Annotated in this window: 28 protein-coding genes and 1 other RNA gene; 2 read left to right on the plus strand and 27 right to left on the minus strand. The window is 42.4% G+C overall.

Annotated elements, in window-relative coordinates; genetic code table 11:
* Positions 1-82: 82 nt before the first annotated feature.
* From BLR15_RS03715 to BLR15_RS03825, 24 genes are all read right to left on the minus strand, one after another.
* The gene (locus BLR15_RS03715) at positions 83-706 is read right to left on the minus strand and encodes a phosphatase PAP2 family protein (RefSeq protein ID WP_092984810.1); all 624 of its coding nucleotides are present in this window, start codon (positions 704-706) and stop codon (positions 83-85) included.
* Positions 703-1785 carry an undecaprenyldiphospho-muramoylpentapeptide beta-N-acetylglucosaminyltransferase gene (locus BLR15_RS03720; RefSeq protein ID WP_092984812.1) on the minus strand — a complete coding sequence of 361 codons (1083 nt, stop codon included), beginning with the start codon at positions 1783-1785 and terminating at the stop codon, positions 703-705. The genes BLR15_RS03715 and BLR15_RS03720 overlap by 4 nt, the downstream gene beginning before the upstream one ends.
* Before the next feature lie 94 nt (positions 1786-1879).
* Positions 1880-3445: a S41 family peptidase gene (locus BLR15_RS03725; RefSeq protein WP_092984814.1), complete on the minus strand. Its 1566-nt coding sequence runs from the start codon at positions 3443-3445 to the stop codon at positions 1880-1882.
* 123 nt (positions 3446-3568) lie between these two features.
* Positions 3569-4282, minus strand: coding sequence for a purine-nucleoside phosphorylase (gene deoD, locus BLR15_RS03730; RefSeq protein ID WP_092984816.1), 714 nt, complete (start codon positions 4280-4282; stop codon positions 3569-3571).
* 16 nt (positions 4283-4298) lie between these two features.
* On the minus strand, positions 4299-4520 hold the full coding sequence (locus BLR15_RS03735) for a YozE family protein (protein WP_092984818.1): 222 nt from the start codon (positions 4518-4520) through the stop codon (positions 4299-4301).
* Complete coding sequence (locus BLR15_RS03740; protein WP_092984820.1) at positions 4520-5026, minus strand: PTS sugar transporter subunit IIA; 507 nt, start codon at positions 5024-5026, stop codon at positions 4520-4522. The genes BLR15_RS03735 and BLR15_RS03740 overlap by 1 nt, the downstream gene beginning before the upstream one ends.
* Before the next feature lie 16 nt (positions 5027-5042).
* Complete coding sequence (msrB, locus tag BLR15_RS03745; RefSeq protein ID WP_092984822.1) at positions 5043-5471, minus strand: peptide-methionine (R)-S-oxide reductase MsrB; 429 nt, start codon at positions 5469-5471, stop codon at positions 5043-5045.
* Positions 5471-5992 carry a peptide-methionine (S)-S-oxide reductase MsrA gene (gene msrA / locus BLR15_RS03750; protein WP_092984824.1) on the minus strand — a complete coding sequence of 174 codons (522 nt, stop codon included), beginning with the start codon at positions 5990-5992 and terminating at the stop codon, positions 5471-5473. Before msrA ends, msrB begins: the two co-directional genes overlap by 1 nt.
* Positions 5993-6003: 11 nt before the next feature.
* Entirely contained in the window at positions 6004-6552 is a 549-nt protein-coding gene (locus BLR15_RS03755) for a DUF2140 family protein (protein WP_176754044.1), read from the minus strand.
* A gap of 20 nt (positions 6553-6572) precedes the next feature.
* Positions 6573-7049 (minus strand): dihydrofolate reductase, encoded by a 477-nt coding sequence (locus tag BLR15_RS03760; RefSeq protein ID WP_092984828.1) that lies wholly within the window; start codon positions 7047-7049, stop codon positions 6573-6575.
* Between the two features lie 14 nt (positions 7050-7063).
* Positions 7064-8020: a thymidylate synthase gene (locus BLR15_RS03765; protein ID WP_245696588.1), complete on the minus strand. Its 957-nt coding sequence runs from the start codon at positions 8018-8020 to the stop codon at positions 7064-7066.
* A 185-nt stretch (positions 8021-8205) separates the two neighbouring features.
* Positions 8206-8643: a BrxA/BrxB family bacilliredoxin gene (locus tag BLR15_RS03770; protein WP_092984832.1), complete on the minus strand. Its 438-nt coding sequence runs from the start codon at positions 8641-8643 to the stop codon at positions 8206-8208.
* A gap of 1 nt (position 8644) precedes the next feature.
* Positions 8645-9445, minus strand: coding sequence for a virulence factor (locus BLR15_RS03775; protein ID WP_456236147.1), 801 nt, complete (start codon positions 9443-9445; stop codon positions 8645-8647).
* Between the two features lie 26 nt (positions 9446-9471).
* A complete protein-coding gene (locus BLR15_RS14510; protein WP_456236148.1) occupies positions 9472-9759 on the minus strand; it encodes a NifU N-terminal domain-containing protein in 288 nt (95 codons plus the stop codon).
* Between the two features lie 13 nt (positions 9760-9772).
* Positions 9773-9946: a zinc-finger domain-containing protein gene (locus BLR15_RS03780; RefSeq protein ID WP_092984834.1), complete on the minus strand. Its 174-nt coding sequence runs from the start codon at positions 9944-9946 to the stop codon at positions 9773-9775.
* A 60-nt stretch (positions 9947-10006) separates the two neighbouring features.
* A complete protein-coding gene (locus BLR15_RS03785; RefSeq protein ID WP_092984836.1) occupies positions 10007-10402 on the minus strand; it encodes a ribonuclease HI family protein in 396 nt (131 codons plus the stop codon).
* A gap of 9 nt (positions 10403-10411) precedes the next feature.
* Positions 10412-11284: a 5'-3' exonuclease gene (locus BLR15_RS03790; RefSeq protein WP_092984838.1), complete on the minus strand. Its 873-nt coding sequence runs from the start codon at positions 11282-11284 to the stop codon at positions 10412-10414.
* The gene (locus BLR15_RS03795; protein WP_092984839.1) at positions 11274-12125 is read right to left on the minus strand and encodes a sulfurtransferase; all 852 of its coding nucleotides are present in this window, start codon (positions 12123-12125) and stop codon (positions 11274-11276) included. The genes BLR15_RS03790 and BLR15_RS03795 overlap by 11 nt, the downstream gene beginning before the upstream one ends.
* Positions 12126-15500 carry a dynamin family protein gene (locus BLR15_RS03800; RefSeq protein ID WP_245696556.1) on the minus strand — a complete coding sequence of 1125 codons (3375 nt, stop codon included), beginning with the start codon at positions 15498-15500 and terminating at the stop codon, positions 12126-12128.
* Positions 15501-15503: 3 nt separating this feature from the next.
* On the minus strand, positions 15504-16625 hold the full coding sequence (locus BLR15_RS03805) for a THUMP domain-containing class I SAM-dependent RNA methyltransferase (RefSeq protein WP_092984840.1): 1122 nt from the start codon (positions 16623-16625) through the stop codon (positions 15504-15506).
* A 97-nt stretch (positions 16626-16722) separates the two neighbouring features.
* An RNA gene (rnpB, locus tag BLR15_RS03810) (RNase P RNA component class B) lies at positions 16723-17110 on the minus strand.
* Positions 17111-17120: 10 nt separating this feature from the next.
* Entirely contained in the window at positions 17121-17447 is a 327-nt protein-coding gene (gene gpsB / locus BLR15_RS03815) for a cell division regulator GpsB (protein WP_092984842.1), read from the minus strand.
* 11 nt (positions 17448-17458) lie between these two features.
* Complete coding sequence (locus BLR15_RS03820) at positions 17459-18034, minus strand: SLOG family protein (protein WP_245696558.1); 576 nt, start codon at positions 18032-18034, stop codon at positions 17459-17461.
* Entirely contained in the window at positions 17998-18324 is a 327-nt protein-coding gene (locus tag BLR15_RS03825; RefSeq protein WP_245696561.1) for a DUF1798 family protein, read from the minus strand. Before BLR15_RS03825 ends, BLR15_RS03820 begins: the two co-directional genes overlap by 37 nt.
* A gap of 92 nt (positions 18325-18416) precedes the next feature.
* On the opposite strand from BLR15_RS03825, the gene recU reads away from it, so the two are divergent.
* Positions 18417-19031: a Holliday junction resolvase RecU gene (recU, locus tag BLR15_RS03830; RefSeq protein WP_092984848.1), complete on the plus strand. Its 615-nt coding sequence runs from the start codon at positions 18417-18419 to the stop codon at positions 19029-19031.
* A complete protein-coding gene (locus BLR15_RS03835; protein WP_092984850.1) occupies positions 19028-21502 on the plus strand; it encodes a transglycosylase domain-containing protein in 2475 nt (824 codons plus the stop codon). Before recU ends, BLR15_RS03835 begins: the two co-directional genes overlap by 4 nt.
* Positions 21503-21552: 50 nt before the next feature.
* On the opposite strand, the gene nth is transcribed toward BLR15_RS03835, so the two are convergent.
* The 3 genes from nth to asnS all read right to left on the minus strand — a co-directional run bounded on the left by nth (position 21553) and on the right by asnS (position 24191).
* Positions 21553-22215, minus strand: coding sequence for an endonuclease III (gene nth / locus BLR15_RS03840; protein WP_092984852.1), 663 nt, complete (start codon positions 22213-22215; stop codon positions 21553-21555).
* Positions 22208-22825 carry a DnaD domain-containing protein gene (locus BLR15_RS03845; protein ID WP_092984854.1) on the minus strand — a complete coding sequence of 206 codons (618 nt, stop codon included), beginning with the start codon at positions 22823-22825 and terminating at the stop codon, positions 22208-22210. Before BLR15_RS03845 ends, nth begins: the two co-directional genes overlap by 8 nt.
* Before the next feature lie 76 nt (positions 22826-22901).
* Positions 22902-24191 (minus strand): asparagine--tRNA ligase, encoded by a 1290-nt coding sequence (gene asnS, locus BLR15_RS03850; protein ID WP_092984856.1) that lies wholly within the window; start codon positions 24189-24191, stop codon positions 22902-22904.
* Between the last annotated feature and the right edge of the window lie 2 nt (positions 24192-24193).

Consider the following 24193-nt stretch of genomic DNA (forward strand, 5'->3'; position numbering starts at 1 on the left):
ACAATTATATAATGCAGATTAATTATAATTGCGTGAATGGAAAATGGCAATGCAAAAGTATCTGCACTGCCATGTCATATAATCAGACGTATCTGCTTTTATTAAATTTGTTATGAAGCAGGTAGCTGGTACCTATTACTGCGGCTGTCCCGATTGTAATACCCGCGATGACATCCGTAGGATAATGGACGCCGAGATATACTCTTGAAGATGAAATCATCAAAATAAAAAAAGCACATAAAGCATACAAAACACTCTTGTTCTTCAAAGATGTTTTGTTGATGATTGCCATCAGGGAACCGAAAAAGATGGTCGAACCTGTGGCATGTCCGCTTGGAAAACTGAAGCCGGAAATATCTATCAGTCTTAATAATGATGGTCTTTCTCTGTCGAAGGCATTTTTCATCACAGGTATCATGATGCTGCTCGCAATCATCGAGATAACAAAGAACAGAGTATGAAATTTAAGCTTGTAGAGCATCAGTATAGCTATCATGATGATGGAAAGGATCACCATGGACAGCACTTCTCCTATTTGAGTGAAGCCGAGCATAAATGCAGTTGTTATGAAGCTTTCTGAAGCGTATATGAATTCATATACTTCCCTGTCAATCCACTGTCCAGGTCTGGATTCATGAAAGACGGCAATGACACCGAATATTAAAGTGAAGACCAGGAACAAGGATAATTTTTTAAATCGGCTCACTCGACTTCCTCCTCATTCAGCAGCTTGGATACCAGTGTGTCAGGTTTGAACCCGCCTTTGAACTGTTTCATGGTCATAATGATATCTTGACGTGTCTCATTTATATCATTAAATGCAGCGTTGAAATTATTAAGTGTCAAATCTTCTTCCTGAATAACCTTTGCATAACCTTTCTCTTCAAAATAACGGGCATTTTCCAACTGGTCGCCCCTGCTTTGACCGAGCGGCAGGGGTATGAGGATCATAGGTTTTTGATTTAACAGCAATTCATAAATGGCATTCGAACCACTTCTGCCAATGACGATATCTGAAATATTTATGAAATGTGCAAGCTCATCTCCGACGAATTCAAATTGAATATAATTTTCATTATGACTCAGATTTTCATCAATATTATCTTTACCGCACAGATGAATGATTTGAAATTCATCTGTCAATACAGAGATGTTTTCTCTTACAAATCTGTTTATGGATTTCGATCCCAGTGAACCGCCCATGAACATTAAAATAGGTTTTTCAGGTTTGAACCCTGACAGTTCATACCCTTTTTCGCTGTAACCATTCAATAATTCATCTCTTATGACAGGACCTAAATATTCAGCCTTATTTTCCGGCAGATAGTCCATCGTTTTTTTGAAAGTGACATAACATTTAGTCGCAAACCTTGTTGAAATTTTGTTTGCGAGTCCTGGTGTCAGATCAGATTCATGAATATAGACCGGAATTTTCAATGATTTTGCAGCTAGTACGACAGGTACGCTGACAAATCCGCCTTTTGAAAATACAAGGTCTGGCATTTCCTTTTTCAAAATTTTTCGGGCATCAAATATCCCCTTTGTCACTTTGAAAATATCCTTCAGATTTTCAAATGAAATATATCTTCTCAGTTTACCGCTGGATATATTACAATACCTTATTGAGGTTGGGCTGATGATTTCTTTTTCAATTCCAGTTTTTGAACCAATATATACAGGTTCAACATTATTATTCAGGAAACTGGGGATAAGTAATTTATTCAGCATGACGTGGCCCACTGTACCGCCGCCGGTTAAAATAACCTTTCTTTTTGAAGATTCCATAATAACCTCCATTTTTTCTTTATGATATAACTTTAAACCATTTCGACTTTTGGCACAATAAAAGTCGCACAAAAATACTTTGTGCGACCTGAAATTATTCTGCCTCTGTCCCTTCAGCTTCTTCCTGAAGTTCTTCAATTGATTTTATTTCTATATTCTGTGCATTTTCCTGTGCTGTCTCTTCTATTTCTTCTTCGCTGTATTCACCATTGATATAATCAACAAGGTACTCAAGCTGTGCATCATTCTCATTGATATACGTCCTGAGCTCGGACATCAATGTAATCGACGTGTCTCCTGTCACATTTCCATCTGCTTCAATATCATGGTCTTCCTGGAAACTCATGACTGCATCAATCAGTTCTTCATTAAAAGTTTCGTTGATTGTACCGACATCATAGCCGAGCGTATCAAGTGCAACTTTTATGGAAGTGATCGTTTCGCTCTCCTGTCCTTCAGTATAGACATCATCTTCATTAATGACTTCCACCCTGTAGTAGTCAGGATTGACCAGTTCTACATCAGGTGTAATGCCTTCTTCATGGACCCAGGTGCCTTCCGGTGTCAGCCACTTCGTATTAGTATATTTCAACATTGAATTATCATTGAAATTTTGTGTCTGCTGCACTACACCTTTACCGAATGATTGTGTGCCGGCGATGACAACATCATCGAAATGGTCATTGAGAGCTCCTGTAAATACTTCGGATGCACTTGCTGATCCTTCGTTTATCAATATATATACATTCATGTCTTCTGTGTTGCTGTTATGGCGGTTCTCGGTTTCCAGTTCGACTCTCTCTCCATTGCTGTCTTCCAGCATCAGGGCAACTTCATTTTTTGGAACAAACTGGTTGATCAGCGATACTGCTTCTGAAAGCAGCCCGCCCGGGTTGTATCTGAAATCGACGATGATATCTTCTACGTCATCGTCAGCAGCCTGATTGATACTTTCTTCAAATTCTTCGGTTGTACCTTCCTGGAATCTGTTGATACTGATATGACCGACATTATCAACTTCTTCATAAGTAACGCTGTCAATATGAATAGTGTCTCTTGTCACTGTTATGTCAATAGGTTCTCCTTCACCGCGGACGATTGTAAGTACTACATCAGTACCTTTTTCACCGCGGATAAGCTGTACGGCTTCAGTCGTTGTCATACCTTCTATGCTCTCACCATCAACAGCAGTGATCTGATCTCCGGGTTCTACTCCCGCTGCTTCTGCGGGTGAGCCGCGCATAGGCGAAGTCACTACAATACGGTTGCCTTCCTGCATCACTTCTGCGCCGATACCTTCAAAATCCCCGGTGACAGTTTCCTGAAAGGCTTCTGTGTCATCGACATTCATATATTCGCTGTAAGGGTCATCGAGACCTTGAACCATTCCATCTATTGCGGATTCAATCAATTCCTCGTTGTCGACCTCATCGTAAAAATCTGTGGAAATGGTATCGTACACACTATATAATTTAGAGAATTCACTTCTGGTATCAGTTCCGACGTTGACCGCCTTTTCCGAACCTGCTTCCAGACTTAACGCTGTAATCACACTGGACAGGATTACAGCAGCAAGGATGGTTATGATCAGCCAGAAAGGATTGATGCTGATTCTTTTGGATTTATGGGTTGTTTCATTATTATTTTTATTTTCGTCCAAGTTACACACACCTAACTTCTAAGAGCATAATATCTTATAGTTTATCAGTAGGTAGACAATATTAAAAGAAAAAGAACAGTGGAAATTCCACTGTTCCATTATAAACTATAAATTATCGAAAAATTATTCACCAGCAAATGGCAGAGCCGCATCCAGGGCAACTTCTATCATTTCATTGAATGTTGTCTGTCTTTCTTCACTGGAAGTTGCTTCGCCTGTCAGTACATGGTCTGAAACCGTCAAGATGGCTAAAGCTCTGGCATCAAACTTTTTACTGATTGTAAAGAGTGCGGAAGATTCCATTTCAAGGGCAAGCACACCGTACTTGGCCATCATTTCCACGTCGCCCTTTTCATCATAGAATGAGTCTGCAGTAAATACGTTACCCACTTTGACTTCCAGACCTTTTTTCTTCGCTTCATTATAACTTGACAGCAGCAGGTCAAAGTCGGACGTCGGAGCATAATCAAAGTTTCCAAACAGTTTCCTATTTTGAAATGAGTCTGTCGATGCACTTTGTGCCAAAATGACATCACGTACATTTACATCTTTTTGAATGGCACCGCAAGTCCCGACACGGATCAGATTTTTGACACCGTACTCTTCCATCAATTCATGGATATAAATTGAGATTGACGGCACGCCCATGCCTGTCCCTTGTACAGAGATGCGCTTGCCTTTATAAGTGCCTGTAAAACCTAACATATTTCTGACTTCATTGTAGCAGGTAACATCTTCAAGAAAGTTCTCTGCTATATACTTTGCACGTAATGGATCTCCCGGCAATAGAATTGTTTCTGCTATGTCACCTTTTTGTGCGTTAATATGAATGCTCATTTTAAATCTCCTTTTGTCAGTGGTTTAACCAATTTTCATAGTCCTGATAAGAATCATCGAATACATTCAAATTAATATCAGGATAAGGGTTTCTTTCCAAATAATCACTTAGTTGATGGTAGTCAGTTTCTTGTTTGGGAAACATACTGTCTTTTTTGATACATTCGCTCAAAATACCAATCTCCGATTTTTCACCGGCACGTGTTTTGATATATTGATAATATGAATAATTTTTCATTAATTCACTTCAGCTTTGGCAACAACCGTCTCTGCACCCGTAACATTTCCGGTTTCAACAATATCGAATGATTTTAAAATATCGCTGTTCGAGATGATGACCGGTGAAATTGTGCTGTTTGCCTCTTTTTTTACAAGATCAATATCAAAAGTGACAAGTTTATCGCCTGCCTCAACACTGTCGCCCTCACTTACATGGCCGGTAAAACCTTCCCCTTCCATAGCTACGGTTTCAAGACCGATGTGAATCAGCAATTCGATTCCATTAGCGGTTTTGATTCCGACTGCATGGTTCGTCGGGAAGACCTGCATTACTTCTCCCTCAACCGGTGAAACGACTTCACCATCGGAAGGTTCGATGCCAAAGCCTTCACCCATCATCTTCTCTGAAAATACCGGGTCTGGAATATCCTCAAGTTTTACATATTTGCCATTGAATGGACTTTTGATTTCAAGTGTACTGTCGACAGGTGAGTCATCCTTTTTCCCAAATAAATTTTTGAACATGTGTATCAACTCCTATTTAGTCATTAAAGTAATCTACGTAGTCTTTATACCCTTTTTCTGCAAGTTCAATCTTAGGTATGAAAGTGACTGCCGCAGAATTAATGCAATAACGTAAACCGCCGAGTTCTTCCGGCCCGTCATCAAACACATGTCCAAGGTGGCTGTCCGATTCCGAACTGCGTACTTCGGTGCGTCTCATACCGAATGAATCATCAAAGTGTTCAGTGATGTCATCGGATGCACCTTTTGCAAAGCTGGGCCATCCGCATGAGGAATGGAATTTATCTTTAGAAGTGAATAAAGGCTTTCCGCTGATTTTGTCAACGTATATCCCTTCTTCGAAATGATCCCAATACTCATTTTGAAACGGCGGTTCAGTGCCCTGTTCTTTCATAACATTATATTCTGTTGAATTTAATTCCTCAATATTTTTTCGTACACTCATTACGATTCACCCCAATGATTTTCTATAAATGCCTTACGTCCGGAACCTTTATAATATGCATTATAATGTCCCTGGTTCTTCTTGTAGAAATCCTGGTGTTCCTCTTCTGCTTCATAAAATGATTCGAGCGGCATGACAGGTGTATTGATCGGTTTGTCAAACACGTTGCTGCCGTCAATTTCCTCAATAACCTTTTCAGCAGTTTCTTTCTGCTGTTCATCATGGTATAGGATTGCCGGCATATACTGGCTGCCTCGGTCTCCGAATTGCCCTCCTGTGTCGGTGGGGTCGAATGTTTTGAAAAATATGTTCAATATTTCTTCAAAAGAAATCACATCTTCTTCATAGTCTATCTGTACGACTTCAATATGACCGGTTGTTCCAGTGCTTACCTGTGCATAAGTTGGATTGTCCACCTCGCCATTTGAGTAGCCTGAGATGACTTCGTTCACACCGTCCCACTGATCAAAAGGTTTAACGAGGCACCAGAAACAGCCGCCTCCCAATGTTGCTTTTGCCAAAATAAATCACCTCAGTTTAAATTTTCAATAGAAAAGTACCACGCGTCATTCTGATGATCAATTTGTTCGATATCAAGTGCCAGTTCACTGTAATCGTCAAATATTGATTTTTCGATGATCAGCGCTTTCGAGTCTGTGCTGAATTCCATGCCCTCAGGCAGGTCGGCACTTGTCCTGATTAAAGTGTAAAGCATATCTTCAGTCAGGGGCAGCTGCCCTACGGAGATATTACTGACTTCGAATATTAACGAATGTTCCGTTATTTGCGGGCTCAGATTAAATGTCGTATCGAAATTCATATCCAGATATTCATTTTCAGATAAAAGCTCGATACTGTTTTCATCAATTGAAACCTCTATATCATTTGCCTGATCTTCCTGCAGAAATGAATTCAACAAGGTTTCTACAGTGCTGTTCTGTAATATTATCATATTTTCGTCTTCAGCTTCACCGGTTTCGCCGGTCTCGACTTCACCGTAATCACCAGATAAAAATATATAAAGGGAACCCACTGCAAGTATATTGAGCAGCAAAAGTATTATAAACAGCCATTTCCACATATTCATGGTCTCATTCCACTTTACAGTTTTCTTGTTAAATGCATGAATTCATGTGCATATTTATTTTTTTCATCCACTACGCCAGGTGTAATTTCTTCGATTTCCCATTCTGTGACATCGTACTCGGGGAAGAAAGTGTCACCCGCAAAAGTTTCATGAATTTTTGTGATGAACATTTCATCTACGAGGTGCATTGTCTGTTTATAGACGTTGCTGCCCCCGAAAATAAAGATCCTGCCTTCCAGGTTTTTAATTTCATCGATATCATGGATGATTTCCACACCGTCAAATTTAAAATCCTTATTCCTTGTCAACACAACATTTTTACGGTTTGGCAAGGGTTTCTGTAAAGTTTCAAGTGTTTTACGGCCCATGACAATCGTGTTGCCTTCGGTCAGATTTTTAAGGTTTTTTAAATCTGAGGGAAGATGCCAGGGCATATCCCCGTTAAAGCCGATAACATTCTGGTTTGCATGTGCTACGATTAACGATACCATTCTAACCCTCCTGATCAGACTGCAATAGCTGCTTTGATATATGGGTGAGATTCATAATCCACCACTTCAAAGTCTTCATACTCAATTTCAAAAATCGATGCATCGCTGTTTATATTTACAGCCGGCGGTTCATAGCTGTCTCTAGACAGCTGTTTATCCACAGCCTCCAGATGATTGGAGTATATATGGGCATCACCCATAGTATGCACGAATTCACCTGCTTCTAAACCACATTCTTTGGCGACCATCAAAAGCAGCAGTGAATAACTTGCTATATTGAATGGTACACCGAGGAATACATCTGCACTTCTCTGGTACAGCTGCAGGCTGAGCCTGCCGTCATTGACATAAAACTGGAAAAATGAATGACACGGCGGAAGAGCCATCGTATCAATTTCTGCCGGGTTCCAGGCAGTGACGATATGCCTTCTCGAATCCGGGTTGGTCTTGATGGCATCGATGACGTTCTTCAACTGATCCACCGATTGACCGTCCGGTCCAATCCAGTCGCGCCATTGTTTACCGTAGACATTTCCAAGGTTGCCGTATTTTTCACTGAATGCCTCATCAGTGAGCACCCGCTCCTTGAATTTATCCATTTCTGTTTTATACAATTCATTGAATGCTTCGTCCTTCAGTGCCCTGCGCCCGAAATCTGTCATGTCCGGACCTTCATACTCATCTGACTCCACCCAAATTTTAAACGCCCATTCATTCCAGATATTATTATTGTATTCAAGCAGAAATTTAATATTCGTATCACCGCGTATAAACCAGATGAGTTCAGTAGCAATCATTTTGAATAAAACTTTTTTTGTAGTGAGTAAAGGGAAACCTTCCGATAAATCAAACCGCATCTGATGACCGAAAACTGAATATGTGCCTGTCCCGGTCCGGTCATCTTTAAAAGAGCCTTCTGATTTGATCCGCTCAAGCAGCTGATGATAGACCTTGTCAAAATTATTCATAATACCCCTCTTTTCTTTTCCACTAAACTTATATATAATTGATTATGATAATAAAAATGATTACTTGGAGTGTTGGCTCATGGAAATGATACTTTCAATCGGATTGGCCCTCATGGCAGCATGGTTCGTATCACTGTGCATAACTGAATAGTATAAAACGATAACCAGGAATGGCATTCCTGGTTTTTTTATGAAATATTATTGTCCAGCGAATCTTTTATATCCATCATGATATCGTTGATATCGCGGCCTTCAATCTGTTCACGGGGCATAAAATGAACAAGATTCTTACCTTTGAACAAAGCGTATGACGGACTGGAAGGCTCTTCGCCGATAAACTCCCTCAGTCTCGCTGTGGCTTCCCTGTCCTGCCCTGCAAAAACAGTTGCTTTATGATGCGGCTTTTTTGGGTTTTGTTCAGCGACGGTGACTGCAGCCGGGCGTGCGAGGCCGGCTGCACATCCGCAGACACTGTTGATGACGACAAATGCTGTCTCGTCGTCTTTTACGTTATCCATGAATGCATCCACCGTGTCGGGTGTCGTTAAATCTTCAAAGTCGCGGTTCGTCAGTTCATCCCGCATAGGCTTTGCTACTTCCTTCATGTACTCTTCATAAGGATTCAATTTATCTCTCCCTTTCCTGAATTTGCTTCCACACGCTGCCCATGGCCTCTTCGCCTTTTTCTATGCGTGCGATGGCAATTTCTTTTTGTAATCTGACATCATACTGCGAGTCATCCTGATATTCATACAAGTAAGGCAGGCTTTCCTTGTCGCCCACTTCATATATGAACATTGCAGCCCGCCAGCGGACGATGGGGCTTCTGTCATCAAGCAGCGGGTACATGTCATTCAATCCTTCTTTCAGTCCCAGGTCACTGTATCCGTCCCCTGCAGTTCTTCTGACAGGTACGGCTTTATCTTCGAGACCGGCTTTTAAGTAAGGCAGTGTCTCTTTATCTTCAATCATTGCAAGCAGATATACAGCTGTTCTTCTGACCTGCATTTTCTCGTCCTTAAGAGCAAGTTCAAGCAGTTCATAGTCATCCTTTGTCGGATTTTCCATATGATCAAGGAGGTTCAGACGTTCTTTCCAGTCTTCCGCCTCCCTGAACTCCTGTACACTCAGTTTACGATACTGTTTAGGAGACGGCGGCTGTTTGCTTTTTGCTTCTTCAACCAGCTTATCAAGGGTCTCCTCATCATATAGTGCGTTGATCTCTTCAATGACTTCACTGAAAACTTCTTCCGGCGTCCCGTAACGGGTTGAATTCTGTTCCCACTTTCTGCCCATGATGATATTATCTTCAGGCATCGTGGCTTCAGAAACCGCATTTACGAACCTGTCTTCCAGCTGTTTTCTGTGTTCTTCCCCGTCATTGAGTTTAATCTGATAAGGAATACCCTTGAAAGTCAGAATCTGCACATTCACTTCACCGAACGGAGAACTATTTATTGGTTTTTTTTTACATCAGAATTATCGTTGTCCGCATTAAAAGTGTTTTCGATTTCAGGTATCAGTGTTTCCCAGTCAGCTTTTGGCGACTTGTCCACTGAAATGAAATTCATTGCATGAAAAACACTTGTAACGTCTTCAAGCTCCAATACTCTGTTGATGAATTCCGGTGCTTCGTCCGACGCCTGTCTGTAAGTCGCCGACTTCATATCCTCTTTTTCTTCACTAACAGTGATTTTCATAGTATTGGGGCTTGGTGTTGGTTCAATTCTTATAATTTCCATCTGATAAATCCTCCTATTGTAATTGATTGCCGTGGCTGCGGATTTTGAGGCCGACAGAGCACTGGCTGATACAAAATTTGTGTGCACTCGTATGACTTCCGCGGTCACGGTTTAATTTCTTCAGTAAACAGCCATGACAATACTTTTCTTCAAGTTGGTTGATTTTATATAATGTTTCCTGTTTCATCTTCAACCTCCTTAATTAATTATACAGAAAAGCACGAGATAAAAAAAGAAATGACTTTCATCATTTCTTCGTGTACTTATAAAGTGCTTCTTTCGCAAGATGATCCGCTGATTTATTTCTGTTTCTCGGTGTATGGCTGACGAGAAACAGATCAAACCCGGCTGATTTCCTGCGGACACTGTTGAAATATGGCTGGAACTTTTTATTTTTAACAAAATATCTGTCAAAGCTGTCACTGATTATTTTTGAATCAGTATGTATGATAACAGATGTTATATTTAATGCAATCACCTCATCGACCGCTTTATCCAGTACGGCCCACTCCGCTTCATGATTATCGAGCGCCCCCAGATCAAACTTGAACTCATGCCTTGTGCCCTCATCGTTGATGACTGCGGCTCCTGCAGCATATACAGGATTCTGCCTGGCCGCAGCATCGATATATATAAGTGCCATATTGCCCTCCTATATATTCAAATTATGCAAGTATTTTTGTGTGATGCGAAGATCATGGGAGGCGAGTGTCTGATCTATTTTCTCTGTATCGATGATCAGTTTGCGATGTTCCATATATTCATCATGTGAGAACTCTACATCTGTAATGATTTTTGCCAGTTTATGTGACATTTGCAGAGAAGACATATCGTTCAATATTTTTGTCTGGAGTCCTTTGCTGAGTGAATCAATATTTTCAATGATGTTTTCTACATTCTTGTATTCCCTGATCAGTTTCAGTGCAGTTTTTTCACCGATGCCCTTTACGCCGTAATAGCCGTCTCCCGAATCGCCCATCAGTGCTTTGACATCGACGAACTGCTCAGGAGTGATATCATATTCATCCATGAAGTTCTGTTCATTATAGTAATGATACTCTGTGACCCCTTTTTTCGTCAGCCATATATCATTATTCTTTCCGAGGAGCTGCAGCAGGTCCCTGTCACCGCTCACTATGATCAGGTCATCATAATTCACAGAGAGCGTTCCGATGATATCATCCGCTTCATAGCCGTGTATGCCCAGTTGATAAAAACCCATATCATGAATGATTTCTTTCACGTAGTCAAATTGGGGAATCATCTCGTCAGGCGGTGCTGTCCGGTTCGCTTTATAATCTTTGAACCATTCATTGCGTATCGTGTCTTTTCCCATGTCCCACGTGATGACCATATTTTCAGGCCGTGTGAGTTCAACCAGTTTCATGGTATGTCTGATGAGGCCCTGGATGCCATTTGTCGGAATATTTTTATTGTTGACCATAAACTGGTTTCTGAAACTCGTTGCATAAAAATGGCGGAATAATAATGCCATGCCGTCTATTACCAAAGTTTTATCTTTCATTGAAATGAACACCCTCCAAAGTATTTGGCGATGTCTCCACATTATTTGAATCATCTGTGATCCATTCAGAGAAACTGCCTGTATACACTTTAACGTTGATGCCGTTGTGATCGAGCAGTGTGAACATCGGCGTCGCACTCATACCCGAGCCGCAGTAGACGATCACTTCATCATATTCGTTGAGTTTATCCAGTGCATGATCCATCGCACTCAGGTCCAGCAGGCCGTCTGTATAGATCAGGCTGTTTGGAATATTGACCGCACCGGGAATATGCCCTTTCTTATAGTCAATCGGCTCCGTGATTCCGAGATATCTGTCTTCACTTCTGACATCTATGAGCAGTACGTTCTGCTGCATCTTCTCTTCAAGTGTTTCCATGGAATAATGGATGTCACGGCTGAAAACTGAACCGGCCGAATCAAATTTAATCGGGAGATCCACATCTGCATCATGAAAGTCATCCGCCTGTGCCCTTAAAGCATCCAGATCATCATTGAACAGATAAACGTCATGACCATACAGCATAAAAAGAAAGTATAAGCGCGTATGGAAGAAGCTGTTGTCATCTGCAAACAGCAGCAGTTCATATTTTCCGTCATTTGACAATGTGCGGTATAATTCGTCGATGACACTCTGTTCCGGAAGAGGGTGCCTGCCTTCATTGATGCCGTCAAACTTGAACATGAACGGCATCTGGGGTATGTGGACCGCTCCAGATATTTCATCCGACTGCACAAGCCGCTTCGACTCTTCGAACTTATCCATTAAATTGCGGCAGTCAAGAAGTACAGTCGCTTCCTTTTCCAGTTCTTGCAAATCATCTTTATTTATAATAGACATTTAATCACCCTTCATTTCAGTCAGAGATTCAAGCAGCTTCTGATCCTCTTCATAATCGCTTTCCCGGATGACCGGCAGTGGTTGTTTCAACCCTTCGATAATGACAGGTTTCTGCTGTGAAATATCTTCCTGAACTCTATTTAAATACTCATCGATCAGACTTTCCATATCACTATTCAGTTTACTGATATCCAGTGTACCGCTTATATGTCCGGCAAAGTCCAGAAGGTTGTCTCTGAACGCCTTTTGATTATTGCGCGCCTGGTGAAGGCGTCTGCTGTATGTTCCGAATTCAGAAACATCCACTTTTATTATGGGCTCATCCTCTGGCTGGCGGTTGAATATCAATGTGTGCGGTGTATTTACTGCACTCAGTCTTTCATTGAACTGTGTGATGTTTTGGATCATCATTTCTTCAGCCTGCCGGTAAACCGTATTGAAGACCGTGCTGACTTCAATCGTCAGAAAATGCTCAAGTTCGTTTTTAAGCAGAGATTCATTTTTGACAAGATAGTTTTTATCCTGGATATCAGAAACGGTGATAAATCCTTTCAAGTAATCGTACAGCTTCAGCTCAAGCCGTTTGCTGATGAATGACAGCAGCACATCTGTCTCCTGGTACAGATTGCTCTGAAAAGTGTATGCACTGAAAGTTTCAAGGTCGGACAGTATATTCTGCCTGCCGGTTTCTATACGTGTGCGTTCAAGGTCGGCATTCTCATACTGACGAATGTTGCTTTCGATATTTAATTTCAGCTGCTGAGTAGTTTCCCTGATGGACTGGACCTGGACGTTGGAAGCGAGTTTATCAGTTATATTCAATATATTTTCCTTCGCTTCATCAAACATGCTGTCTTCATTGTTAAGTGCACGTTTGCTTGAAACCGGAAAAATCATATGGGTGATGCCGAGAGATATGAGCGCATTTGACATATAGTCGATGACCTGGTTTTTATCCGCTTCACTTCTCATCAGATCGACAGCGTTGATGATGAAGATGATCGGGAAGTCTTCGCCTTTGATCGATTGTATATATTTTAAAAATGTCTCATCGCTTCTTGAGAAGACATGATTGTAATATGACACATAGATGATCAGGTCACTGTCTGCAATGATGTTCCTCGTTTCCTTGGTATGCCTCTGGTTGATGGAATTGATCCCCGGCGAGTCGATCAAAGTATATTTGTCGGTGATTTCATTTTGAAGAGATACGAATGCCTTATGGACAAATGTTGAATCTTCATCCGAACTGACTGTCTTGATCAGCTCGTCTGTATCAATTTTTCGCTTCATGCCGAGATCTGATTTATAAACATCATACTTGTTGAGAATTCCGTCAAGAAAAGGTTTATATGTTTCAGGGACATTCTGCCGCTCTCTTTTGATCCACTTGAAGTACTCTTCCACTGACGAGTGGCGCTCGTTGGAAAGCATCTCCAGAGTATCAATCAGATCTTGACTGGTTTTAAACAGTATTTCACTGGATTCATTGTTATTGATCTCTGTAATTGTTGCCGTTGTCGGATTCGGGCTCATGGCGAGATGGGCTTTATTCAGCAGGGCGTTGATGAAAGTGGTCTTGCCTGCACTGAATCCGCCGAATACACTGATGTTCGCCTTTCCTTTATCAATCCGTTCCAGTTTATCCCGGATTACTCTCTGGAAGTCGCTGTATCGCTCTTTGCCGTCCAAGCGGCCGATGACCTCATGATAATAGCCGAGATCGACTCTGCCCTCATCGGTGAATTTGAAGTCATCCTTCATATCATCCCCAACTGCGGCAGTTTCTGCCTCCTCATCCAATTCCACTTCCTCGATGAGGTTAAGCTTATCAATCTCATCATCCATATGGATATAGAAATGCCTGTAGCTTGTCGTCTCTATGGAATCCCGGAGACTGAGCAGTTTCAATATATTTTCATACTTATCCAGGTTGTCATCCAGATGGGACTGCTCCTTCAGTTCACCGGCATCCGACTTTTCCATGACAGGGAGGTGGTTCATGACCTCTCCTGCAACATCACTGATGATGTTCGCCTTGAACTTATCCAGATAATTCAGTATGAACTGATTATTCAAATGAGTGATTTCTTCCTCGATCAGCAGGTCATTATTGAACTCATATCTGAACGGTTTTCCGGTCAGTCCGAGTCCCCCGAAAAAACTGTTGATCGGTGCATTGATTTCAGTTTTGAATATATCATTCAAATTTTGTTCGATCTCCGCTCTGGATTCACGGAGCATCTGTTCTTCTTTTTTCTTTCTACCGAACAATCCGGGCACTTTGACCTCACCGGCAATAATTTTCAAATGATTAGTAATTGAACTTTTGACCTCGTGAGGAAAGATGTAGCTGTCTTTCACGATTTTCCTGGCTGAATCTTTCACATGGTCATTCAAAAGTGCTTCATCATCGTGCAGGGATTCTACTTTGGATTTTTCCATTTCCCGGCTGAGAAATTTGATATGGTTTTTAACCGCGTCAATATCCCGCGTATCGATATCTTCATCGTCACTTTCCAGAGCGGACAGTTCATCTTCCAAATATTCCAGCTGGCTGTTTTCAATCGTTTTAGTGATCCTGTTGAAATAATCATCCTGCAGTCTTTGACGCTCTCTTTCCAGTTCATGTATGAATGATTTCAATTTGCCGACCTGGTTGTAAGGTGATTCGTAGATGCTTGTTGTAATAATGTCATGAAGGCTGATGTTCCAGTCCTTCAAGGTATTTTTAATTCTGGACAGGAAAGTATCCATCTTGATTTCCTGATCATCATGTTTATCGATCTGGTTGATGATCAGTATTAAAGGTATCCCCATCATCGATAATTCTTTCAGAAGCGCCATATTGTGCTCACTCTCTACATGGTTGTATTCCACCGTAAAGAATATGAAGTCACTGTTAAGTAAAAAACGGTTCGTGGATTCCCTGTGGCTGTCTGTATTGGAGTCGACACCCGGGGTATCCTGAAGGACCGTATTATTTTTGAAATCATCGTGCCGGACATCGATATTTATGGCACTGATATCAATATCCCTTGTATTCAGACTGCGGAGTTCCCCGTAATCCTTCACTGCAACATATTGATACTGGTTCAGAAATGCACTGATCTCCGTGTCATCCCCGATCTGTACCGCAACAGTATTACTTGTTGTCGGTACAGGAGATGAAGGCAGAATATCCTGCTCCAGCAAATGGTTGATCAATGAAGATTTCCCGGCAGAATAATGGCCGATGAAGGAAAAGACCAGCTGGTTTTTATATGTCTTCGATATCGCATGATCGATCTGGGACACGAGTGTGTCATTTTGTGATTTGAGAATTTCTTTTTTTAATTTGTACAGAACATTAAGTGTTTTTAATTCTTCTCCCACTGTTTACCGCTTCCCCCAGTATTGATAAAAAGTCGTTTCTATATAACCGTTGAAAAGTTTTCTGCGCTTGGTCGCACGTTTACCGATAATATGCTCGAACTCTTTGTTGGATGTCATCAGATATACACTCAAATCCTGGTGTCTTGACATGAGTTCGCCCACTCTCCTGTACATCTCCTCCACTTCTTTCGCCTCGCCGATACGCTCTCCGTACGGCGGGTTGGTAACCAGCTGTACGTTGTCATGCGAAATCGTGAGATCGTGGATATCCGTAATTGCGAGTTTGATATTATCCTGCAACCCTATTTCCATGATATTAATCTTTGCGACCTCTATCATATGCGGATCGATATCAGAAGCATGAATGATGACTTCTTTATCATAGAGCGCCTCTTCCTCAAGCTTCATCCGTGTATCTTCCCATAATTCTTCCGGGATGATATCCCAGCTCTCACTGTCAAAAGTACGGTTGGCACCGGGTGCGATGTTCAATGCGATCAGTGCCGCTTCAATCGCGATCGTTCCGGAACCGGCAAATGGGTCATACAACGGCTTCGTCCCGTCATAATTGGCAAGGCGCAGCATGCTTGCAGCAAGCGTCTCCTTGATCGGTGCCTCGCCCTGCTCTCTTCTGTATCCTCTTTTATGCAGAGCATCACCGCTTGTATCTATCGTCAGGACCGCCCTGTCCTTCAGGATGTTGATGTCGACCTTATAGCGTGCACCGGTCTCACTCAGCTTGCCGCCCAGGCTGAATGCATCCTTTAAATGTTCAACGATCGCTTTTTTAACGATGCGCTGTACATCCGGCACACTGTACAAAGTTGATTTGTGTGAGCGCCCCGTGACGGGAAATTCTGCATCCGGGCCGAGTATGTCCGACCACGGCAGTGCTTTTGTCATTTCAAACAGGTCATCAAACGTGTCCACATTGAAATCACCGATGATGATTCTGAAACGGTCCGCAGTTCGCATCATCAGATTCGCTTTTACAATTGCCGCTTCATCACCGTCAAAGTATACACGTCCGTTTTCAAGTGTTGTTTCATACCCCAGTGTTTCTATTTCATTCGCCACGACTTTTTCGAGACCCATGGGTGTATTTGCCAGCAACTTAAAATTCATAATTTATCCTCCGACTTGTTGTTTTATTGTGCATCAGTCTCATTATATAAAATAAAAGCTCTCCATCAAAATGGAGAGCTTGTCTCTAGTCCGGTATCTCTGTAAGCCATGTTCTGTACCGCTGTGCTGCAGACGTGCACTAGTCACACTCGCACATTGGTGATAATCATCTGTCTATATTACAGTTGTAATATCTCTCTTTGGGTTGAATTTCCGGCGGAGAGTGCTCCTACCTTGTTTGGATTGCTCACTCGAGGGGTTTACCGCGTTCCACCTTATTACTTTCATAATAAGCTCGTCTCTGTGGCACTTTAATGCTAGTCCGGCCATATAAGGATACTTAGGCCGTTTCACCGCCGTCAGCCGTTATTCACGAACTGCCCTGACTTATTGTTTCATCAGGCACGAACACTACGCCCGTCTCAGGTGCGTGTGAGCATGGACTTTCCTCTATACCTTGAATGATATAGCGATTATCCGAGATACCGAATTGACTTAATTCACTTTTGATTGGCCAAAAACTTTCTTTTCTAAGTTTGACAATCGTTTCAAAATATCAATTTGATGATTTTGACTTTGGTTTTCCTGGGAACGGGAGTTTGTTGCGACCCTGATCCTCAAATCCTCGACTTCTTTTTTCAGCCGGGCATTTTCTTCTTCCAACCGTTTTAAATTATTATTCATGTCTGACATCTTTTGATAGTCACTGATGACATCATCAAGGAAGCTGTCCACTTCGATGGGTTTAAAACCTCTGACTGACTTTTCGAACTCTTTTTCAAAAATGTCTTTTGCGGACAATTTTAAAGTCGTCTCACTCATTGCCTCACCTCTTAATTATCAAACCTGGAATCAATATAACTGTTTATCTCATCAAATTGTATTCTTTCAATATTATAAGGATTTTCTTCGAGGAATTCAAGTATTTGATTATAAAGAAAGCGGACTTTTGAATCGGCCTCCTCATCGAATACGATAATTGCCCCGTCTGTGTTTGAAATCAGAAACCGGTTAATGTGTTTAAACATGCCGGGGTTGCTGTACGGTTTTTTGTATATATAATCCTTGAAGTCCGATTTGGCAAGCACCGACTGGAGTATGGCCTGGTCGTTTTCGTTAAACCTTTCTTCAAACTGATAAAACGGCATCAGTACTCCGAGCTTAACATCGTAATTGTCCTCTTTCAGCGCAATGATCTCTTCAGAGGCATAAAGTTCTATCCCGGTGTTTCCCTGGATGATGAACCATTCCGCACCTTCATCGATATATTCGAGCAGCTTGGAACGTATGAAGGCTTTCAGAACTTTCACTTCATCCTGGTCGGATTTGAATATGCCGAGTTCATACGGTCGGTAGCCGCTGATCAGTATTCTCACATCAATCCCTCTTCTTTCGCATGTTTCAGCCACAGGTTGATGAATTTATACTTCTCGTAGAAATGCCTCTCCCGGAATCTGGACGTATGGCAGGCCATCAGCAGTTCCATGAGTTCCGCAGATGTCTTTTCCCTTGTACTGTCATGGAATCTTGAATCCGTATCGAAGTTCAATATATTTGAAGCAAGTGCTTTATTCTCTTCCAGAAATGGTTCGACTTCGGTTTTAAAATCGAATTCGTAACCGTTCAGGGCTTTATGATATCTTTCATAAATAGTGTCCATTAATTGAACATACTCTCTGTTAGTATGATTACTTGACAAAAATGTCACACTCCTTATAATAATTCATTGGTTTAATCGATGCTAATTAATGTATAATATTATGACATATATTATAATGAAAGGCGATGTACATGAAGTATCCAAAAGGCATTAAGCCAAGGCAGTACTTTAACAGCCGTAGATCTAAACCTGACAAAAGGGTGAAATACGGTCAGCGGGGCATGACCCTTGAAAAGGATCTGGATATAACGAACAATTATTACCTGCAGACTTCCCGTGCGGTCATCCATAAGAAACCGACACCGGTTCAAATTGTCAATGTGGACTACCCGTCGAGAAACAAGGCGAAGATCGATGAAGCGTATTTCAAAACACCTTCTACAAGTGACTATAACGGTATTTATAAAGCAAAATATATAGACTTTGAAGCAAAAGAGACGAAAAACAAGACGCGATTTCCATTTATAAATATCCATGCACATCAGGTCGACCATATGAAACAGTGTTATGAACATGGCGGTATCGTCTTTCTTATTATACGCTTTTCCAGCCTGGATGAGACATATTTGATGCCATTCGGAACATTTTTAGTTCATTGGCGTAATTATCTGGATGGAAAGCGCAAATCGATTGCCTATAAAGATATTAAATCTGGCAGCTGCATCATCAGACAAGGTATGAATCCTCGGATTGATTATCTGACAGCTGTGGATGAAATTTATTTTCGGAATGGAGAATTTCAATGAAAGATAACTATAAACGAAGTACCGGATCCAAAGGTGACCGGACAAAGCGTGGCAATAAAGAGAAGCTGAGCAGAAAATCAATAATCAAAAGAGTCGTGATATTCACGGTTCTGATCGGACTGGTCTTTTTAGTCCTCGGCTCTATGCTCTTCGCCTACTACGCTTCAACGGCGCCTGCGTTCAGTGAGGAAAAATTGAGGGACCCGGTGCCTGCACAGATATATGATCGGAACGATGAACTTGTCACGACTGTCTATCAGGGACAGAAACGTGAGCAGGTCGATATAGAAGATGTGCCTGATCATGTGATCGATGCAGTTCTGGCGATAGAAGACAACCGCTTTTATGAACATGGTGCCATCGATTTCTGGAGACTCGGCGGTGCTGTTGTCAGCAATGTTTTTGACGGCTTCGGCAGTGAAGGCGGCAGCACCATAACCCAGCAGGTCGTCAAGAGAGTGTTCCTTACCGAAGAGACCACGATAAAAAGAAAAGCACAGGAAGCGTATCTTGCCTACAGGTTGGAACAGGAATACTCAAAAGATGAAATTCTTGAAATGTATTTGAATAAAATCTATTATTCCGACGGCATATATGGTATCAAAACAGCAAGTCTGTATTATTTTGATAAGGAGCTTGATGAGCTGAACCTTGTAGAATCGGCATATCTTGCGGGTCTCCCTCAGCTCCCTAACAGGTACAACTTGTACGTTGAAGATAACCGCGGTTATGACAGGGCACATATAGTGCTCAGAATGATGAATGAACATGAACGCATCACACCGGAGCAGTATGAGGAAGCACAAAATCAGGACTTATACGCAAACCTGGTAGACCGCAGTGATGATGAACGTGCTTCAACAGAACCTGAAGATCCGGAATATGCCGCCTATATCAATTTTATCAAGAATGAAATTTCACAGCATCCAGGTTTTGAAAACTCGGATATCAGTGAGCTCATGGCAAGTGGTATTCAGATTTATACAAACATGGATGCCGATGTTCAGAGAAATCTGCAGGATTTGACGGATAACAGGGAATATTACTACAATCCGAAATTCCAGGAAGATGCATTTGATATCGCATCTACCATCCTGGATACACAGAGCGGCGGCCTGGTCGCCATATCCGGCGGAAGGGATTATCAGGAAGTCGTGGATCATAATCAGGCACTGGTGGAAAGGAATGTCGGTTCGACCATGAAACCTTTCCTGTCATACGGACCGGCGATTGAAGAGCTGGAATGGCGGACAGATCAAACGATTGAAGATGAACAGCAATATTCACCGGAAGGATATGACAATGTGTCCATCGCCAACTATGACATGCAGAATCACGGCCGGGTCCCTATCAGGGAAGCCCTGAGCCGAAGCTATAACGTACCTGCAATCAAAGCTTTTGAAACGGTGCAGGATGAAGCCGGGGAATCCGTTCCGGAAGAGTTCTCAGCAGCGACAGGCCTTGATTACTCAGGCAAATCGGACGGCGACTACAATGTCAACTTCAATGATGTGCTTGGTGGGGAACAATCGACATTTACACCGCTTCAGATGGCTGAAGCCTATTCCGTACTAGGTAATAATGGTGAGTATAATGAGGCCAGCGCCGTCAGACATGTCGTGACCAATGACGGAGATACCGTAGAGTTTGAAACGGAATCCGATCAGGTTATTGAAGATTATACGGCATATATGCTGACCGATATGCTGAAAGATACTTTTGAACCTTACGGCAGTGCCGACTATATTCAGATGGATGGTCTGAACATTGCCGCCAAGACAGGCACCACTTCCTATACAAGGGAGACCAGGGAAGAATACGGCATCCCTGATAATGCAGCGAAAGATGCCTGGATCGTCGGCTATACACCTGAATATACGATGAGTGTCTGGACAGGGTTTACGGAGACTGAAGAAGGCGGAGAAACTTCATTTGTCGGAACGGATGAACATATTACGCCACAGTGGTTCTTCAGAGACATCATGCAGACCATCAGCTCGTATAACGGTCAGGACTTTGAACAACCGGAAAGCGTCGTGCGTCTGGATAACGGTGAACTTGCAGTGAGAGGCAGCGAAGAGCTGGAAGATTATGAATCACAGAACAACACTTCAAACGGCTCAGACAACGGTTCTGACAATGGTTCAGATGACTCGGGCGGCTGGAACTGGTACTGGAACAGCGATGACAGCGAAAGCAATGAAGCACCTGAAGAAAGCTATAATGAAGCGGAAGAAGAAACACCTGTCACCGGAGATGAATCAGAAGCGCCGGAAGAAAATGCAACCGAAGAACCTGTACAGGAAACGGAACCTGCCGAAAACAGCGGCGGCGGGGAAGAAGCGGCTGAAGAGCCGCAGAACGGCACTGAGGAAACACAGACCGAAACAGAAGAAAACCCGCCTGAGGAACCTGCAGAATCAGAAGACGGCAATGACGGCACCGAAGAAGCCGAAGATGACGCGGCATAATATGCAGTAAAAGGTCCAAATCCCCGATTGTAAGGGATTTGGACCTTTTTTCATTTCTCTTCTTTCAGTTTTCTTTTCATTCTTTTCTGCCCTTCCCTGCAATCATCCATCAGAGGGCATATCTCACATTTCGGGGCTCTCGCAAGACAATGGTACCGTCCAAAGAAAATCAGCTGATGATGCGCCCTGCTCCATCTGTCTTCAGGTATTTTCTTCATCAATGTCTCTTCGACTTGTGTGACATTATCTTTATATCTGGCAATGCCGAGTCTTTTGCTGACGCGCTCCACATGGGTATCAACAGCAATTCTCGGGATATCGAATGCCACTGAAAGTACAACATTCGCAGTTTTCCGCCCCACTCCCGCCAGGCTTACGAGATCTTCATAATTTTCGGGCACTTCACCGTCAAATTTATCAATCAGGTCCCTGCATAATTTCTGGATGTTCTTTGCCTTATTTCTGAAAAGGCCGATTGTGCGTATATCATTTTGAAGTTCCTCAAGCGGAACCGCCACATAATCTTCAGGTGTCTTATATTTTTTAAACAGGCTGCTCGTCACTTTATTGACATGGTTGTCTGTCGCCTGTGCCGATAATAACACGGCGATGGTCAATTCAAAAGTGTTGTCATGATTCAGTTCCGCTTCGGCATCCGGAAACATGGAATCGATGACATCCAGCATTTCAACTGTCTTTTTACCACTAATCATCCAAACTTTCTCCTTTCAGCCAATTTCTGATCGGCGGCCGCTCTTTTTTCGGTTCAAGCGGTGTATGATTCAAATTGTTTAATATCCGTTCTACATACTGCAGTGAAGTGATTTGATTTTTATAGGCAAGATTGACGGATTCCTTTATCATATCAACAGAATATCCGGAATCATCCAGCCAGCTGTTCATTCTTTGAAATTCATTCGGGGACAGCGCCCTGCCGTATAAATTTTCTATGAATGAAAACAGTTCCTGAATTTGTGAAGCGTCGGCAGCCTGCTGCTGCTCCGGCGACAGAAATGCTTCCAGTTTCTTATATGTAGGTTCAACGCTCAGCAGTTCAACATGCTGCTGACCATCCGTTTCATTGTAGATTTTTATAAATTCCTTCGTGAGCAGCTGCTGGATGATCATATTGATTGATTTGGTGGTCAGGGTGGTCCCCTTGATCAATTTTGTAATATCAGGCAGCGGCTGTGTATCGTTATGGTGCTGCATCAGTTTGATCAGTATGATCAGTTCACTTTCATCCAGATCGAGCTCGCTGTAATGGTCAAAGAGTATTTTATTGACCGGGACAGTGATATTGCGTATATATTTATCAATCATATATGAACCTCCTTTCTAATAAAGAACAGTGTACGCAATAAGATTGCTGCACACTGCTCTCGGTTTACATGTTCTATTATGGATACAGACGGTTCAGCAGTCTTGGGAACGGTGAAGTTTCACGGACGTGCTGAACACCGGATAACCATGCAACTGTTCTTTCCAGACCAAGTCCGAATCCTGAGTGCGGCACACTGCCGTATTTTCTCAAATCAAGATACCATTCATATGCATCAGCATCGAGGCCCGACTCTTCTATACGCTGTTTCAAAGTATCGTAGTCATGAATGCGCTCACTGCCGCCGATGATCTCCCCGTATCCTTCCGGTGCGATCAGATCTGCACACAGGACAGTGCGCGGGTCTTCCGGATTTTCTTCCATATAAAATGATTTGATTGCTTTTGGATAGTTAATGATGAAGACTGGCTTATCATAATGATTCGCAATTTCCGTTTCATGCGGTGCACCGAAATCATCACCCCACTCGATATCATCGAACCCTTTTTCATGAAGCAGGTCGATTGCTTCAGTGTATGTGATTCTCGGGAAAGGTGCTTTTATTTTCTCTAAAACGGAAGTGTCTCTGCCGAGTGCTTCCAGATCCAGCTTACAGTGCCCGAGTACATTTGTAACGACATATTCGACATACTGCTCCTGGACTTCCAGGCTGTCGTCATGTTCGTAAAATGCCATCTCAGGCTCAATCATCCAGAACTCGATTAGATGACGGCGTGTTTTGGATTTCTCAGCTCTGAAAGTCGGCCCCATCGTAAATACTTTACCATGAGCCATCGCAGCGGCTTCTGCATACAGCTGACCGCTCTGTGAAAGGAAGGCATCTTCATCGAAGTATTTCGTATGGAAAAGTTCTGTCGTCCCTTCAGGCGAGCTGTTCGTCAGAATCGGTGAATCGATTTTCTTAAAGCCGTTGTCGAAGAAAAAGTCATGTGTACTTTTGATGATCTGATTTCTGATATTCATCACAGCATGCTGTTTTCTTGAACGTAACCATAAATGGCGGTTATCAAGTAAAAATTCTGGACCGTGCTCCTTAGGCGTAATCGGATAGCCTTCGGCAGCCTGGATGATTTCTATATTGCTGACTTCCATTTCATAACCGAATGATGAACGGTCATCGCTCTTGATCGTACCGGTGACGTACATTGAAGTTTCCTGGTTGAGTCCTTTGGCTACGGTGAACAGTTCTTCGTCATTTGCCTTGACGACAACACCCTGCATAAATCCTGAACCGTCCCTCAGCTGTAAAAATTGAAGTTTGCCGCTGCCGCGCTTTTGGAGCAGCCAGCAGCCGATCGTTACTTCCTGACCTTCATATTTCGGTGATTCTTTAATCGTGATCTTCATTC

The sequence above is a fragment of the Lacicoccus qingdaonensis genome (assembly GCF_900101075.1).
GTDB classification, from domain to species: Bacteria; Bacillota; Bacilli; order Staphylococcales; family Salinicoccaceae; genus Lacicoccus; species Lacicoccus qingdaonensis.

Bases quoted from the DNA above. Each gene is read 5' to 3' on its own strand.
- BLR15_RS03720 (WP_092984812.1), bottom strand. From the start codon at position 1,785: ATGGAATCTTCAAAAAGAAAGGTTATTTTAACCGGCGGCGGTACAGTG.
- deoD (WP_092984816.1), bottom strand. From the start codon at position 4,282: ATGAGCATTCATATTAACGCACAAAAAGGTGACATAGCAGAAACAATT.
- BLR15_RS03735 (WP_092984818.1), bottom strand. From the start codon at position 4,520: ATGAAAAATTATTCATATTATCAATATATCAAAACACGTGCCGGTGAA.
- BLR15_RS03740 (WP_092984820.1), bottom strand. From the start codon at position 5,026: ATGTTCAAAAATTTATTTGGGAAAAAGGATGACTCACCTGTCGACAGT.
- msrB (WP_092984822.1), bottom strand. From the start codon at position 5,471: ATGAGTGTACGAAAAAATATTGAGGAATTAAATTCAACAGAATATAAT.
- BLR15_RS03755 (WP_176754044.1), bottom strand. From the start codon at position 6,552: ATGTGGAAATGGCTGTTTATAATACTTTTGCTGCTCAATATACTTGCA.
- BLR15_RS03760 (WP_092984828.1), bottom strand. From the start codon at position 7,049: ATGGTATCGTTAATCGTAGCACATGCAAACCAGAATGTTATCGGCTTT.
- BLR15_RS14510 (WP_456236148.1), bottom strand. From the start codon at position 9,759: ATGGAAATTATAAGAATTGAACCAACACCAAGCCCCAATACTATGAAA.
- BLR15_RS03780 (WP_092984834.1), bottom strand. From the start codon at position 9,946: ATGAAACAGGAAACATTATATAAAATCAACCAACTTGAAGAAAAGTAT.
- BLR15_RS03785 (WP_092984836.1), bottom strand. From the start codon at position 10,402: ATGGCACTTATATATATCGATGCTGCGGCCAGGCAGAATCCTGTATAT.
- BLR15_RS03790 (WP_092984838.1), bottom strand. From the start codon at position 11,284: ATGAAAGATAAAACTTTGGTAATAGACGGCATGGCATTATTATTCCGC.
- BLR15_RS03795 (WP_092984839.1), bottom strand. From the start codon at position 12,125: ATGTCTATTATAAATAAAGATGATTTGCAAGAACTGGAAAAGGAAGCG.
- BLR15_RS03805 (WP_092984840.1), bottom strand. From the start codon at position 16,625: ATGAATTTTAAGTTGCTGGCAAATACACCCATGGGTCTCGAAAAAGTC.
- gpsB (WP_092984842.1), bottom strand. From the start codon at position 17,447: ATGAGTGAGACGACTTTAAAATTGTCCGCAAAAGACATTTTTGAAAAA.
- recU (WP_092984848.1), top strand. From the start codon at position 18,417: ATGAAGTATCCAAAAGGCATTAAGCCAAGGCAGTACTTTAACAGCCGT.
- BLR15_RS03835 (WP_092984850.1), top strand. From the start codon at position 19,028: ATGAAAGATAACTATAAACGAAGTACCGGATCCAAAGGTGACCGGACA.
- nth (WP_092984852.1), bottom strand. From the start codon at position 22,215: ATGATTAGTGGTAAAAAGACAGTTGAAATGCTGGATGTCATCGATTCC.
- BLR15_RS03845 (WP_092984854.1), bottom strand. From the start codon at position 22,825: ATGATTGATAAATATATACGCAATATCACTGTCCCGGTCAATAAAATA.
- asnS (WP_092984856.1), bottom strand. From the start codon at position 24,191: ATGAAGATCACGATTAAAGAATCACCGAAATATGAAGGTCAGGAAGTA.